At 40.9% G+C, this 15,743-nt stretch carries 14 protein-coding genes; 10 read left to right on the top strand and 4 right to left on the bottom strand.

Annotated features, from left to right (window positions below; genetic code table 11):
• Positions 1–46: 46 nt before the first annotated feature.
• Together DI077_RS02515 and DI077_RS02510 are read right to left on the bottom strand one after the other, a co-directional pair.
• Positions 47–397, bottom strand: a complete 351-nt coding sequence (locus DI077_RS02515; RefSeq protein ID WP_109020153.1) for a PilZ domain-containing protein — start codon at positions 395–397, stop codon at positions 47–49.
• A gap of 50 nt (positions 398–447) precedes the next feature.
• Positions 448–1,941 (bottom strand): MBOAT family O-acyltransferase, encoded by a 1,494-nt coding sequence (locus DI077_RS02510; RefSeq protein WP_109020017.1) that lies wholly within the window; start codon positions 1,939–1,941, stop codon positions 448–450.
• 125 nt (positions 1,942–2,066) lie between these two features.
• Here DI077_RS02510 and DI077_RS02505 point away from each other — a divergent pair, with 125 nt between their 5' ends.
• Together DI077_RS02505 and DI077_RS02500 are read left to right on the top strand one after the other, a co-directional pair.
• A complete protein-coding gene (locus tag DI077_RS02505; RefSeq protein WP_109020016.1) occupies positions 2,067–2,567 on the top strand; it encodes a DUF3332 family protein in 501 nt (166 codons plus the stop codon).
• Positions 2,568–2,722: 155 nt separating this feature from the next.
• On the top strand, positions 2,723–3,979 hold the full coding sequence (locus DI077_RS02500; protein WP_135354873.1) for a hypothetical protein: 1,257 nt from the start codon (positions 2,723–2,725) through the stop codon (positions 3,977–3,979).
• Between the two features lie 48 nt (positions 3,980–4,027).
• Here DI077_RS02500 and DI077_RS02495 read toward each other — a convergent pair whose 3' ends face one another.
• A complete protein-coding gene (locus tag DI077_RS02495) occupies positions 4,028–4,381 on the bottom strand; it encodes a single-stranded DNA-binding protein (protein WP_109020150.1) in 354 nt (117 codons plus the stop codon).
• A gap of 180 nt (positions 4,382–4,561) precedes the next feature.
• On the opposite strand from DI077_RS02495, the gene DI077_RS02490 reads away from it, so the two are divergent.
• From DI077_RS02490 to DI077_RS02480, 3 genes are read left to right on the top strand one after another with little or no spacing between them, the layout of a single operon-like run.
• A complete protein-coding gene (locus tag DI077_RS02490; RefSeq protein ID WP_109020014.1) occupies positions 4,562–6,436 on the top strand; it encodes a PAS domain-containing sensor histidine kinase in 1,875 nt (624 codons plus the stop codon).
• The gene (locus tag DI077_RS02485; protein ID WP_109020013.1) at positions 6,437–6,838 is read left to right on the top strand and encodes a response regulator; all 402 of its coding nucleotides are present in this window, start codon (positions 6,437–6,439) and stop codon (positions 6,836–6,838) included.
• 58 nt (positions 6,839–6,896) lie between these two features.
• On the top strand, positions 6,897–8,447 hold the full coding sequence (locus DI077_RS02480; RefSeq protein ID WP_109020012.1) for an FMN-binding glutamate synthase family protein: 1,551 nt from the start codon (positions 6,897–6,899) through the stop codon (positions 8,445–8,447).
• Between the two features lie 6 nt (positions 8,448–8,453).
• On the opposite strand, the gene DI077_RS02475 is transcribed toward DI077_RS02480, so the two are convergent.
• Complete coding sequence (locus tag DI077_RS02475) at positions 8,454–9,908, bottom strand: Lcl C-terminal domain-containing protein (protein ID WP_109020011.1); 1,455 nt, start codon at positions 9,906–9,908, stop codon at positions 8,454–8,456.
• A 295-nt stretch (positions 9,909–10,203) separates the two neighbouring features.
• Between DI077_RS02475 and DI077_RS02470 the strand changes: the two genes are divergently transcribed.
• From DI077_RS02470 to DI077_RS02450, 5 genes are all read left to right on the top strand, one after another.
• Positions 10,204–12,282 (top strand): adenylate/guanylate cyclase domain-containing protein, encoded by a 2,079-nt coding sequence (locus DI077_RS02470; RefSeq protein ID WP_109020148.1) that lies wholly within the window; start codon positions 10,204–10,206, stop codon positions 12,280–12,282.
• 184 nt (positions 12,283–12,466) lie between these two features.
• Entirely contained in the window at positions 12,467–13,300 is an 834-nt protein-coding gene (locus tag DI077_RS02465; protein WP_109020010.1) for an LA_0442/LA_0875 N-terminal domain-containing protein, read from the top strand.
• Positions 13,301–13,302: 2 nt separating this feature from the next.
• A complete protein-coding gene (locus DI077_RS02460) occupies positions 13,303–14,184 on the top strand; it encodes an Ig-like domain-containing protein (protein ID WP_109020009.1) in 882 nt (293 codons plus the stop codon).
• 180 nt (positions 14,185–14,364) lie between these two features.
• On the top strand, positions 14,365–14,571 hold the full coding sequence (locus DI077_RS02455; RefSeq protein ID WP_109020008.1) for a hypothetical protein: 207 nt from the start codon (positions 14,365–14,367) through the stop codon (positions 14,569–14,571).
• A gap of 46 nt (positions 14,572–14,617) precedes the next feature.
• Entirely contained in the window at positions 14,618–15,724 is a 1,107-nt protein-coding gene (locus DI077_RS02450; RefSeq protein WP_109020007.1) for an AraC family transcriptional regulator, read from the top strand.
• Positions 15,725–15,743: the final 19 nt, after the last annotated feature.

Below are 15,743 nucleotides of genomic sequence, written 5' to 3'. Positions count from 1 at the left end.
GGGAAATGATTGAAATGATAAAAATAGATTTCAGAAAAGGCACTTGCTAAATTTCCAAACTACGGGCAAGCATTGAATCCGTTAGATTTAATTTTTCGGAAAATTGTATCCCTGCCAGGAAGTATTGAACTCCCCGAATGACAGCTGTTTGGGTCCAAACGATTCTGCCTTCAAAAAACATACGTTTGTTGCCCAAAGACCAGAGAATGGTCCCGATTACGACGTTATCCAGTTCGTCGGAAAGCATATCGTCTTCCCCCAGATAACAGAGACCTTCCTCGGAAATATTGCCTAATTTTCCGGTAAGAGTGATCCCTTCTAAATCCAATTGAACTTCGAAATCACGAAATTCTCTCGGAGAGATCCTTGGAAGTCTGCGCTCGCTTTCGCTACCCATGGAAACAATGTAAAAGACAGTGATTTCGTGAAAACGAAAAAAGCCAATATCTAAAACTGGAAGTATATAAAAGGAACTGAATTTTCCGGAGTGGCCAGGCAAAGAATCAGCACAATGACGGGATAAAAGCAGAATTCCAAAGTCCCTGGAATATTCTTCCCCTTTCCTTTTTCAAAAATCCAATACCCGATCGCGTGACCCGCTGCCAGTAAGGCAACGATCCAAGCAAAATCTTTCCACATATAAGGACGAATTGTCCCCTCTTGGAAGAAAAATAATCCCTTAATATGAATCCAGGAAGCATCCCAAGTCAAGGATCGAAAAAACACCGCCCCTACAAAAAATGCAATGTTTGTTAAACTATTTTGTAAAATCCATTGGAGAGGTTGAATCCATTTTGAAATTTTTAATTTGAAAGAAGGACCTTTTTTCGGCTCCGCTTTCACATCTTTTTTCACCGGGAAAAAATCATGATAAAATTCTTCTATGACGTAAAAAACCCCGTTCAGAGATCCCCAGAAAACATAGGTCCAATTCGCTCCATGCCAGACCCCGCTGACAAACATGGTGAACCAAAGATTGAACTTCCTTCTCGCGGCACTGACTCTGCTTCCGCCCATCGTAAAATAAACATAATCCCGAAGCCAAGCGTTCAATGTCATATGCCAACGTCTCCAAAATCCCGAGACGGAGGTTGCGATGAAAGGCAGATTGAAATTGATTGGGAGTTTATAGCCGAGTAACAAAGCACTCCCGATCGCCATATCGGAATAACCGCTGAAGTCCAGATACACCTGAACTCCTCCGAGCACGGCACCGATCCACAAAGCAGATGTATGGTGGCCCGCAGGATTTCCGAAAATCGCCTCGATCGTCGGTGCGATCTGATCCGACAAAACAGCTTTTTTAAAATAACCTAATATAAAAAAACGGATCGCAATCCGAAAGGGAATGTCTGAAAATTTTTTCTCTTCGTAAAGCTGGGGGATAAATGTTTTTGCAGTGACAATGGGACCCGCCACCAATTGAGGAAAAAAACTTACGAATAGGGAAAACTTGATAAAATCCAACTCAGGCCTGATTTCTTTTCTATATACATCAATCGTATAACTCAAAGATTGAAATGTGAAAAAGGAAATCCCAGCAGGAAGGATGATATTTAAAATAGGCAGAGCTTCTTTTCCGAAAAGAGGAATCCAAATCGAATTGGTGGAGTTTGCAAGAAAGTTGTAATACTTAAAAAATCCTAAAATGAAAACAAGATTGGTGATGAGACTGAAATATAAATAGAAAAGTCTGAGTTTTCTATTTTCCGTTTTCCCCAATTTCCATCCCACGAAATAATCGATAAAGGTGGAAAGTAAAATCAATGCACCGAATCGGTAATCCCAGGACATATAGAAAAAATAACTGGCGATGAGTAAAAATATATGTAAGATGCGGGTTTCTTTCGAAGGATCTTTGAAAACAGCCGGAAAAAGATACCAGACTGTCAAAAATACAAATAGAAAAAAAATAAAATATTCGAAGTCAGAGAAGATCAAAAGGGATTTTCCTAATACTCAAACGATTCACTCAGAAAAAAGATACACGTCAATCATTTCGGCTTGCTAATCTCATTCCCTTTCGCAAGAATCTTCTAAAAATCACAAATTCTTGAGGTAAATGAATGAAACGACTGCTCGTAATTTTAAGCATTTTAATGTTCTCTTTCGGATCTTTCGCAAATTGTTTCGGTAAATTCGGTGTTCTGAAAACCATGTACGGCTTCCACGCGGGAATCAACGTTGGTTCCGGATTTGTTGCAAAACTGATCCGAACGATTTTAATGTACATCCCTTTCATCTGGGTCTACGGATTTGCCACTTTCCTTGACTTGGTTCTTTTCAATTTGATTGAATTCTGGACCGATAGCAACCCTATCGCTGCCGCAGAGTATGATTTCGAAGGAAAGTTAGTAAAAGAATTCCGTGAGAACGGAGAATCCTTACGTTTGACTTATACGAAATGGGGAAAGGAAATGATGATCGAAGCGGAAGGAAACAAAGGAAAAGTAACCTTCTTTGCTTTTGCTGACAAACCGGGCAAACTTTTCCAAAAAGAAAACGGAACTTTTGTAGAGAGAACGGAAGCAGAAGGCCCTGCCCTTCCTCCAGGATACGCACTTTAAAAATACAGAATGATTTCCAAAGCAGGAAGGGATTGATTTTTCTTCCTGCTTGAAGCTTGCACCGGAAGTTTTTCACCGGTTTCCGAACAAAATCCCCCTTCAAAATCAATAGAAAGATATTTGCCTCATACCGAGTCATTACCGATAATGAAACTATGAGATATGCCAAAATTCTTCCGCTTTTCGTTTTACTTTGGTTATTGGGTTGTAAGACGATAGTTTACAAAGTTCCTTCCGAACAAATAAACTTAAATTTGGTGAAGATGATCACTGCCGCGGAAGTGGCAAAAGAAACTGAGGCGGAATCGGATTCCGAGGATACCAAAAAAGTCCAATTATCCCCCGACCCTTATGTCAACGTGGAATACTCGGAAAATAACAAACCTTTCATCCGGTTGGAACTTTACTTCAAAGACTCCGGACTCAATATCATTGAAGAAATCAAAAACGGAACCATATTAGAACACAAAATCGTTGTGAAAAATCATAAGGGCGAAACGATCTCCGCTCAACCGGTGAACTTCCAAGCTTACGAAGTTACCGAAACCAAAATCGAAAAAGTCAGAAACAAAGTCGTCATCGGCGAAACCCAGGAAAAATTCAAACTCTCCGACCTTGGTAGAGAAAGCAAATCCTACAAGGAAAGCGAGCCGAGACGTTATTCGGATGATTCCCCCATTCCCCAGGCGCTGGAACTGGATCCGAAAAAAGTCCCCTCTGCAGGAGAATTCATCAGCATATTTTTAGAGATAACATACGTTAACCCTTTCCTGGAAGGAGTTTGCGATGAAATCAATTCGGACTGCGAAAAAGACAAAGTCATCATGTTTCGTCATATTGCGGAAAGAAACAAACTCGAATTGGAATCCTTGCGGGGGAGTTATGAAGAAGGAGACTTCCGCAAATTCAAATCCCTAACTGCGGAAGAAGTGGAATCCGAGAAAAAAATCATCAAAGATAAAATCTTTGCTCTCAATAATTCGCTCAACTCAAGCCTTCCCCAAGAATCCACCAATATCAAAAACAACCGTTCCTTTCCGGGCTCCGGTTTTGCACCGACAGTATTCAAAGAAACAAAAACAACTGTTAACGGGTCGGTTGAAACGGAGAAAGTGGGTACTATCAATGCATTCGTAGACCAAACCCATAACTACGACGGGAACAAATACTTTTATAGAGAATGGAATCTGGTCTCCTTTCCACGGTTTTTCAAAATCCAATCGATCATCAAAAACGGAAAATCCGTAGGAGAAGAAGTGAAAGACAAAGAGGAAAAAAAGATCCTCCCTACTTTACCGAAGGAAAATTCGGAATTGGAAAAAACCAAAGATGCAAATTCGGAACATCCCGAAAGCATATTTGATAAACCGAATCATCCGAAACACAAAAAGAAAACCATTTATACACCATAATATTCTAATGTGCGAGTCAAAGTATATGACTCGCACACCGCTCTCTTTTTAGGCAGCTTTCGCCTCTCTTTTTTTCTGACTGTCAAACCGCACGGTGGATGCCACCACTTTTACTTTGGACCTGTTCTCACCTTCGTTTGTTTTCCAACGGTTCTGTTTCAGATTTCCCATAACGGTGACCTTGCTCCCTTTCTTTAGATATTCGGAACAATTGTCTCCCAGTTTTTCCCACGCCTCTACTTCAAAAAAAGATACATCATCTGCATCTTTTTCTTCTCCAAAATGGTTGGAATGATTCACTGCAACTGTGAAATTCGTAACATTTTTTCCATTGTTTGTCCGTTTCAATTCCGGGTCCTGGGTTAAATTCCCATCCAGAATGATATATGATAGATTTTTAATACTCATAGAGTGATCCTTTAAACTAATTTAGGCGGCCGCCTACTACCTAAATGGGTAAAAAAACTTGAGTGTTTGGACCGATTTTTTTTTATTTTTTAGAAATAAATTTCCGAAAGTTCGCACTTTAACTTATGGAAAGAATAGACAAACCTAAATCCAAATTCAAATTTAGGGAGAACTGTGTTAGTACCTGATTACGAGATATATCAACTTCTTAGTAATATCAGTCGGGAGCTAATTTGCCTCCACACTGAAGATGGTACATATAGCTTTGTCAGCCCGTCTTCCGAGAAAATCATAGGTTATCTTCCTTCCGAATTGGTAGGAAAAAACGCATATGATTTCTTTCATCCCGAAGATAGGAAAAGAATCCAGGACGAGTCCCATTTGCCTATTTTAAGGGGAGAGGCGGACAATCTAACAGAATATAGGTTTTTGCATAAGAACGGATCCTATGTCTGGTTGCAAACGCTCAGCCAAATCGTAAAAAACAATGAAAACCAATCCGTAAAGATTCATACCTCCTCTCGTGACGTTTCCAACCAAGTAGAACTACGTGAAAAATTGATCCAACGGGAAAGACTACTCCGTGAATCCAATAATGTGGCGAAGGTAGGTGGTTGGGAATTGGATTTGATAACGATGAAGCCGATGTGGAGTGACATGATCTTTCAAATTCATGAGATCGAGCCTCCCGATATTCCTCCCTTGGAAACTTGTATTTCCTTTTTCCCTCCTCCCGGAGACAAAATCGTTCGGGAAAGTATTGCAACTACGATCGAAAAAGGCATTCCCTATGACTTAACCCTGCCTTTCGTTTCCGCTAATGGAAAACACAAATGGGTTCGCGCACTTGCCAAGGCCGAGTTTTTGAATGGCAAACCATCTCGCATCTATGGTGCGTTATACGATGTGACCGCGCAAAAAAATGCGGAGATAGAAAAAGAGATCTCTGAAAAAAAATTCAGAGAAGCGTTTTATTTTTCGGCGGGAGGACTCGCCATCACTTCGATCGAAGGAAAATTCATCGAAGTGAATCTGGCTTTTTCCAGATTCATCGGTTATTCTGAAGAAGAGCTGAAAAATATGACGATCGAATCCGTCAGTTATTTTGCGGACTTCGAAGCAAATATGAAATTACGTCAAAAGGTAATCGCAAACGAATCCAATTTTTTCGAAATGGAAAAACGATATGTCCACAAAGACGGCCAGATTCTATGGGGGCATCTTTCCGCCACCCTAGTCCGGGACAAAGTGGGTCATCCCGTTTATTTTATCTCGCAGGTTTTCGATATTGATTCCAGAAAAAAAGCGGAACTCAAGTTATTACTTGCCAATGAAAAATTAATATCTGTTACGAATTCATTGACAAACCAAAACAAACAACTTCAATCTTACAACCAAATCGTTTCTCATAACCTACGTTCACCGATCAGTAATCTCCGGACTTTGCTCGGCCTTATTGACGAGACGGAAGATCCTATTGAAAAAGCGGAATACCATTCTCATCTGAAAATCGTAGCCGAAAATTTGGAATCCACTTTAGAGGATTTGATCTCGGCACTTCGCATCCAGCAAAACCATGAAATCAAACCGCAACTTTTGGATATCAAAGACAGCTTCGAAAGAGTCCAAAAACTGATGATAGGAGAAATTCAAACCCTGGATGCGGAAATCGATTATGATTTTTCATCCTCTCCCAAAATCTATTTTCCGAAACTTTATCTGGAAAGCATTCTCACCAATCTTTTAAGCAATTCGCTTAAATACTCCGCGCCGGGAAAAAACCCTTATATACAAGTTCAATCTTTCAGCATTGGAAAATCGGTAACGCTTAGTTTTACGGACAATGGATCGGGGATAGACCTGGAACGGTATGGAAAACAAATCTTCCAACTGAAAAAAACATTTCACAGAGATAAGGCGGGAAGAGGAGTCGGATTGTTCCTGACAAAATACCAAATAGAATCAATGGGTGGTCAAATAGAGGTTCGTTCCCAACCTGGTCATGGAACTACGTTTCTCCTCCATTTTTTGAACCAGGTGAATGCATAAATGAGTCAAATCAAAATCTGTTTGATCGATGATGATAAAATCTATCAATTTACCACTAAAAAAATCATTTCCAATTCCAAACTGGCGGAAGAGGTTTTAACTTTCTCGGATGGGGAAGAAGCCATTGAGTTTTTTGAAGCTTCCAAACAAGACAAAGAAGTTTTGCCTGATGTTATTTTTTTGGATATCAATATGCCCTATATGGACGGTTGGCAGTTTCTGGACGCATATGCAAAAATCCATGCAGAGATTTTGAAACCCATTCGCATTTATTTAGTCAGCTCTTCCGTTGATGAAGCGGATACAAAACGTGCTTCGGAAAACAATCTGTTATCCGGATATATCTTCAAACCCTTTACCAAAGAAAAACTGATCCAAGCCACCTCGTTTTTTCAATCTTAGCTTGTCATTTTTTTCTTTTCTATGATCCTATTCGTCTAATACTCCCGCGGACGGTAGCATGGATCAAATTACAACTTGGATTTCTACAAACCCTTGGTTCTCCTCTGGGATTGTTTGTATCGGTTTTTTCATAATCGTTTTTGTTAGAGATATAACTCAGAAGAAACATACGATTCAACGCAACTTCCCTATCGTAGGTCATCTCAGATATTTTTTAGAGACAATTGGTCCCGAACTTCGCCAGTATTGGGTTGCAAACGATAAAGAAGAAAGACCGTTCGACAGAACGGAACGGAGTTGGATCTATGCTACGGCAAAAGGACAAAACAATAACTTCGGATTCGGTACAACGGAATTGCAGTATGAGCCCGGTTATCCGATCATCAAACACCATGCCTTTCCTTTTCCGGAATCCAAAGCACATATCGTAGGAAAAGATCCTTCTTGCATCCCCAGTCTGAAAGTGATCGGAGCCTGGCATAAAAGAAAATTTCCTTACAGACCTTATTCCATTATTAATATTTCGGCAATGTCTTTCGGCTCTCTCGGCAAAAATGCAGTGATGGCACTGAACCGTGGGGCAAGAGATGCAGGCGCCTATCATAACACAGGCGAAGGAGGACTTTCCCAATATCATTTGCAAGGCGCCGATATCATGTGGCAGATCGGAACCGGATATTTCGGAGCAAGAGATGAAAACGGAAAATTCGATTTGGCAAAAGCAAAAGAGAAAGTCGAAAAAAACAAAAATATCCGTTTGATTGAAATCAAACTTTCGCAAGGCGCCAAACCGGGTAAAGGTGGAATCCTTCCTGCGGCAAAAGTAAATGCGGAGATTGCAAAAATCCGTCATGTGGCAATCGGCAAGGATTGTATTTCTCCCAATTCCCATTCCGAGTTTAAAAATGTTTCGGAACTAGTGGAATTTATCGAAAAGGTTGCGGACGCAACCGGACTCCCCGTCGGAATCAAAAGCGCAGTGGGTGAAATTGAATTTTGGGAAGAGTTGGCAAAAGTCATCGAAGCTACGGGAAAAGGTCCCGATTTTATCACGATCGACGGTGGAGAAGGAGGAACCGGTGCGGCACCTCTTACTTACGCCGATCATGTTTCCTTGCCTTTCAAAATCGGATTTCAAAGAGTTTATACATTATTCCAAAGACACAATCTTTCCGAAAACATCGTTTGGATCGGTTCGGGGAAATTGGGATTTCCCGATCGCGCCGTTGTTGCGATTGCAATGGGATGTGATTTGATTCATATTGCACGGGAAGCCATGTTGTCGATCGGATGCATCCAGGCGCAAAAATGTCATACGGACCATTGCCCTGCGGGAGTTGCCACTCAAAACTGGTGGCTGCAAAGAGGAGTCGATCCCGAGCTCAAAGGCAAACGCGCCACCAAATATCTGCAAGGTTTTCGTAAGGAACTTTTGTCTCTCGCACATTCCTGCGGTTACGAACATCCGTTACAATTCACAGGAAGAGATATAGAAATCAGTATGGGTATGAACCGTTACCAACCTTTGGAAGACTTGCTCGGTTACAAACGGGACCCAATCGCCTTTACGAAGTTTGCCGATTACACTGACTTTCCCGGAAGAACGTAAATCGGGTCAATCGGGTCCTGCAACACAGCGGACCCGACTCACTACCGGAGAGGTTTTGTTGTTCGCAGCCATTTGATTCAGTTCATTGTATCTTACCTGTAAATTATTCGTCGGATTCAAAGTCCAACTTGTGGAAGAATGGAATAAATCTCCGCTTCCGTTCGTGAAAGGAGTATTCGGAAAAAATGTATTATCAATATAAGCGGAACTGGCACTTACATCAAAGCGCATAAGAGACAAAGCTTCCAAAACATTGGGAAGTCTCCAATCCGACCTACCACCTAACGTTAAACTGTCACAATAAACCAAAGCCCCCGACCAATCCAAACTCGAAGCGGATCCTCCCGAACAATCCGTACCACTCAGCCCGTTCGCACATTTCTGCCAGAGAAGTCCCGACCGAAATTCTCTGATCGTTCCGTCCTGATTGTCCGAAAATTGAGTGTATTGCAATTGGTTTCCCCGGACGCACGCAGTTAAACCGGTGTTATTTTTATCACGAGGAGCCAAACTTCCGAATGCAAATAATACGGCTCCGTAGTTGGTAGTGTTAAGTGGACTGACTTCATCCGTCCAAACCGGCACGGAAGCATGGTACCAGTTCGGAAAAGAACTAGTATCAATTGCCGCCGGAGAATTCGCCACATTCACAATGGAGAGTAATTCCTGAAAATTAGGAACTCTCCAATCCTTATAACCCGCATAACCTTGACCACTATTTGCCGAATTCAATGCACCGCAACTAATAGGCGCCTGGCTTTGTGTATTAAAAATGAAACTGCCCGTGCAAGTAGCTCCCGTAGGACCGTCCAAACAAGATTTCCAAGTAAGCCCGGAACCATTGTCAATGGTAATGTAATCAGACGCATAACCGGAATTTGTTGTTGGTCCCGTAAAAGAACGTATTCTGGACAAACCTTGTGCCTGAGCATCTTGCAACGGAAAAGCAGGATCCGTTCCGCAAGTAATCGTAGAATTTGCATTATAACAATTTACGGCCCCGCTTCGGATCAATTTGATGGAGTTGGAATTGTTTAAAGTAAAGGAATAATTATTCTCGGACCCGGATGAAGAAACTACTTTTAGTACAACCGTTTGGCTTCCGAACTTCAGCGGAACGAAAGCACCTGACTCAGGTTTGGTCAATGAACCTAAAGAAGAAACGGAAACTCCCGAATCCACTGCCCACTCCCAAACAGAAGAAGATCGACTCAAAGGAAAAGAAAGAGAATAAACAAATGTATCCGATGAAAAACCGGGAGTTAAAGTGCCGTCTTGAATGTTCAAACGATTCAATTTCGGATTTTGTGTCGAAGAGGAAGTATGCCTGAGAGCCCGATCCAACAAAGAACTAAGCGTGAACGGATCGCCGGGATTTGCCAATTCCAATTTGCAAGAAGAACAAACCAAACAAATCAATGTAAAAAAAGAAAAATTAGAAACGAGCTGATTCCGCCACATACAATTCTCTCTTCTCAATAATAAAAGAAAACGTCAAATGAATTCAGATCATTTTACTTTTCCAGTCAGTCCAAAAATTCACTACGTATTATTCACACGCAACCAACTAACTTTTGATAACTCAATCTCATTGTTGGCTCTGTAAATTTAAATTCGGAAGTCATCCCGATTCTTGCGTTTTGTCAGCAAATTTTTTTTTCTATCCTTAAAAGCAGATGGAACAAAATTTTTCGCTCGACGATCGTTTTATGATTTGAAATTTACTCGTCTCCTATTTCTAGGAGTAGGATTTTCATTGAAATTTATTATCTTGCTCATCTTTCTTTCCTTAAGTTGCAGTCCCGCCGGACGGGATGAAAAAGCAAACATTCAACAAGGAAAACTGAATTTAGAGACTTATTCCTTCGCCGACTCTCCTTTTTTAACACTGACGGGAGAATGGAATTTTTTCTGGAACAAAATCCCGGAAACCATCCTAGCTACGGATATTCCGACTTCCATTACTCTTCCCTCACATTGGAACCATCGTAAGGAAAAAGAAGAGGAACTGAACGGGCAAGGTTTTGCAACGTTCCGGGTTCATATCCTTTTGCCCAAGGATCAGACTGCTTTTCCTTTGGCAGTTTTAACGGGAGAACAGGATACTTCGCATGCGATCTATATCAATGGAAAGTATTTGGGAGGATCGGGCAAACCGGGTCGTTCCAAGGAGACTACCGTTTCCCAAGTGCAATCTTCAATCGTAATCATTCCTTTTACCGGTGCCAAAGAAATCGATCTGGATCTGGTTGTTTCCAATTTTGCGCATAGAAAAGGAGGGCCTTGGAATGATGTCGTTCTCGCTCCTTTCCAGAAAGCACAGGAAAGACTTACCAATAGGAAAATGAATGAAACCATCCTTGCTTCCGTACTCGGTTTTGTTGCTTTGTTCTTTTTGTTTTTCTATTTCTTTGATAAAGACGAAACCCACACTCTGGGTATTTTCGCTTTTTCATTTATCATATTGCTTAGAAATATTTCTACGGGCGAAAGAATCTTGTTGGATTGGATTCATCTTCCCTACCAGGTTATTTTACGAATCGAATATTTTTCCTGGTTCTGGTCCGCTCCCGTTTTATATCACTATTTTCAAACCGTCTTCCCTATCGATTTCTCAAAAAAAATCGGAAGTGTTTTTTATCTGATTTCACTGATACTAACACTCATTTTGCTGTTTCCTTCCGAATATTTTACGGAGACTGCTTCTTTTTATCCTGCGATATTCATACTTAACGGCTGTTTTTTGCTCTTTTTTCTAATCAAAAGTTATCTGAAAAAAAGATCGGATTCCCAAACCTTATTATTCGGAGCGGCTCTCCTTCTTATTGGTGCGATCAACGATACTTTACATGCGGAAGCGATCTGGCATACAACATACATAGGACCATTAACAGTTGTTTGTTTTGTGTTTTTACAGGTTTTCACATTCGGAAAGTCCTTTCGCAAAAGTCTGGATCACACAAAAGAGCTCGCTCACAAATTAAGTTCCCTCAATACTTCTTACAGTCGGTTTGTTCCGAAGGAATTTCTTAACTTTCTCGGGAAAACGGATATCAGAGACATTGCACTCGGCCAACAGGTTCAAAAAAAGATGACCATTCTTTTTGCGGACATCCGTTCCTTTACCGAATTTTCCGAGCAACTAACACCTAAAGAAAATTTCGATTTTTTAAATTCCTATCTGCAAAGAGTGGGACCTATTATCCGTCATAACGGCGGCTTCATAGACAAGTTCATCGGGGACGCCATCATGGCGCTTTTTCCGGACGATGCCAATCATGCCATTCGCGCCGCGGTACAAATGCAGAGCGAAATTCGCCTGTATAACATACATAGAGCCAATTACAATTACAGGCCGGTCCAAGTGGGAATCGGCATCCATACCGGCACATTGATTTTAGGAATCCTGGGAGAACACGAAAGGATGGAAGGCACGGTTATCTCCGATGCAGTCAATCTTGCTTCCCGAATCGAAGGAGTTACAAAGATGTTCGGTGCAAACATCGTGATCAGTGCGGACACTTTTATAGAAGCATCCGATGATTTGGGATATGACTACAGACTTTTGGATAGAGTGAATATAAAAGGGAAAGCTGATTCAGTCTTTGTTGTGGAAGTATTGGATGGATATGATCAGGAGAAAAAAGAGTTACTTTCCAAACGAAAAGATGATTATACCATAGCGCTGGAAGCATACCGAAGAGAAGACTATGAAGAAGCGGAAGAAGGTTTTTCCAGTATCCTTGATGAAGTTCCTCATGACTCGGTTTCCAAAATATTTTTGGAAAAATCGAAATCATTTCTTAATCTGTTAAACCAAGAACAAAGAAGCTAACCTTACCAGCGTTAAGGTAGCATATTTTTTCCATAGAAAATCCATAAAAAACACTACTCGAACAGGGGATAAAAAATTTCCAGTAGAAGTCCTAGTTTTTTACCAGGAAGAAACTTTTCTTCTTCCCAAACATTTTCCGTACATTAGGGTTTGTTTATAAGCAGAAAAATGAGCGCCAAATCATATGAAAAAATATCTATTTCTACTCTTATTCACCGGACTATTCTTATCTAGTCTTCCCCTAATCGCCATTAATACAATTCTTTTGAAAAATGGAAAATCCATCAAAGGAATCGTTTCCAATCAGAACATGGATTCCGTAGAAATCAATCGTACTGACGGAAAACATGTCATCATATCTAAAAAATCCGTCTTAAAAATCATCTACAAAGACCTTGCCGAAGAAGAAGAAGCAAAGATCCGCAAAGAAGAACAGACCAAAAGAGATTTGGAAAAAGCAAGACTTCTGGAAATCCGCAACCAGGAAAACCTAGCACTTCAAAACTCCGAAGCAGCCAAAAGAGCGGAAGAAAGAAAAAGAGTTTTGGAATCTGCAAATACTCCTTTGAAATCGGATTCCCTTCGCACTTCCTTTTTATTACATTCTCCGAATCCCACTCACCCGATACTACTCGCTTCTCCCGGACAAAAATGCCAACCATACTCGGAGTATCCTGAATACTTTTGGTTGTTTGGTGCTTTCCGGTTCAAAGAACCGAAATACAGTGAATTGTTTCCCAAAGAAGACCGACCGATTCGTATTTCTCAAGTTTCCACTTACAAGGACGTCGCTCTTACACTCTTGGGCGGATTTTTAGTTACAGTCACAAGAAAAACATTAGTAGTGGAAATCTGTGAAGGAGAAGGTGCTCGTTCTTACAACCAAACAGGCACGCCAAGCTCAATCGATTCCGAACTCAAAGCGAAACAAGACATGCAAGACATAGAAGAAAAACTGGATTTGGAACTCTTAGAGAAAGACCTGGAACATTTAGAGAAACAAAAACAAGGACAATAATCATGAATGCTTCAATTGTAAAAACCTTCTTCGCTTTTCGCCTGCTAACTTATATTAGCTGGGTTTTGACAATTGCATTTGTTTCCAATTGTTATTTCAATCCGGCGATTCAGTCGATAATCAACCCTCTGGAATCCAAATCATCTTCCGCAGGTGTTTTGGCGCTTTTAGGAGGAGGAGCGAATACCTCTTCTTCCAATATAGCAACTCTACAAGTTGGGGGACAGTTGAAATCCGACGGACTCAATTTAGTAAATGGAAATCTAACGGTTTCTTATGGTTCCTCTTCTGTAAGAGGAGTTTCCGTTTCCACATCAACCACTACCAATTCGGTAGGAAGATTTATTTTGTCTCTGAAACCAGGCACACCTAAGATCAGTGTAACCGATGCCAATGGAAACGATTTGGGTAGTTTTGAATTGAATGTACCGGCCGAAGGAGATATTACCGAAAAATCAAATTCCTCATCTTTGACCATATCCAGCTTAAAGAGATACACAATTGAGGAAACACCGGATCTAACAAACGATGATTCTTCAGATTCTTCTGTGGCTTTTTCACTCTCTTCCTCCACACCTGCATCAGGCGAAGAGCTAACTGCTGCTGCTGTGCCAAGCACAACTGTGACTTTGAATTTCAGTCAATCTGTAGATTCTTCAACGATCAGTGCATCCACAATTCAAGCGATAAACGTTACGGTTCCCAAAATGACTCTCACTCTCGGTTCATTTTCCACCAATGGAACAGTTGTAACATTCCAACTCGGAAATCTACTCGGAGGGAGTCCTTTTTTAATCAGTCTTTCCAGTTCAATTAAAAGCAAAAGTGGAAGCTCACTCCCCGTAACAACCATTCCTTTTACGATCGCTGGGGGAGGAGGATAACCAACCTTTCAAGATTCTAGGTTTTCGTAGACATTAGCTGCTTATGTCTCTTTAAAAAATTATAAATTTCTGATAAATACTATTGAAATCTATATTTCATAGGTACAATGGATGCCAGTCCCGAGCAGGCGTTCGTCACAATCAGTTCTATTTTTCTTGTGACAATCCGAAGGAAGTCCTATGAAAACAAATTCACCCCATCTATCAGATCGTAAGAACGTTTCAATCCGCCTTCTACTTGCTGCATTTTTTCTGGCTTTATTTTGCCAATGTTTGCTAAACCCCTCAGTGCAATCCGTTACAAAGCCGCCGGGAGAGACGACAAGTCCGATCGGTTTCCTGGTTTTGTTTGCGGGAGGTGCTACAACCAGTGACGCTTCCAGATAGAGTTCCTACTATACAGTTGTGATCGCAGCACTATCAACGGGGAACTTTGGATTTTCCGGCTTCATGGATCTTTATTTCCTTTGCAATCTTCGGGACCCATTTGGGTTTCCTTCTTTGTTTGGGACAATGTATATTAGAAAGAAAAACTTCCTTAAATAGACTACTCGCGATTTTATTTATCTCTCTTGGCATACTGCAGGGAACAGGACTCTGTTTGGTGCTGGGATTTCATTCCTTTCTTCCCAAGATCATCATCTTACATATCCCGGTATTGGCAACAGTAGGTCCTGTCCTTTACGGGATTCATAAAATCATTCAGGATTCGGAATTTGAAACATCCTTATTCGGGCTGGACGGAAAACATTTTTTTCTTCCCGGACTCTTTTGGGTATGGTATGCAAATATTCTTTTGACGGGAAACAGGGAATTATCCGATTCGATAGAGGTTTTTATTTCTGAAAATTCCTTGTTGGATTTTGTTTTTTACATACCCTTACTGATATTAGGTGCTTACATTGCGGCATTGCTCCGGGGAAGCAGAATGCTTTTCAAGCCGAGTGTGCTAAGAGAAGAATGGACAGCCCGTGTTCTACTTTACATCATCCTCGCTACCATAACAAATCATACGGTCGGCGCTCTTTATCTTTTTCATAAGAATCCGATCTTTCTTTTGGCAAGCGCCGATATGATGGCCCTTAGCTTATGCATTGCCTATTTGATCGGAAGAAGGTATCCTGCATATTTTCAAAATTTACAGGAAGTCGCAAGAGAAACCTTACGCAAATACAATCGTTCTTTGCTCATCGGGATGGATTTGGAAACCCTCAGGAACAATTTAACCTTGAGTATGGAAAAAGAAAAACTATATAAGGAAGAAGACTTAAACCTTGCAAACCTTGCCGAAGAGCTGGGACTCACTCCTCATCAACTTTCCGAACTGATCAACAAAGAAATGGGAAAGAATTTTTCTATTTTTGTAAACGAATACAGAATCAAGGAAGCCTGCGAACTTTTGCAAAGCGAACCGCAAAGATCGATTTTAGACATCGGATACGAAGTTGGGTTTCGAAGTAAAACCGCGTTCCTAAGGGCATTTTTAAAACAAACCGGCCTTACTCCTTCCGAATATAGAGAAAAAAATTCCATTCGTTAAGTAACATTCTATCATTCGG

Origin of the sequence: Leptospira kobayashii (genome assembly GCF_003114835.2) — a bacterium.
Taxonomy (GTDB): domain Bacteria; phylum Spirochaetota; class Leptospiria; order Leptospirales; family Leptospiraceae; genus Leptospira_A; species Leptospira_A kobayashii.
This window is presented reverse-complemented; position numbering and strand designations above follow the sequence as displayed.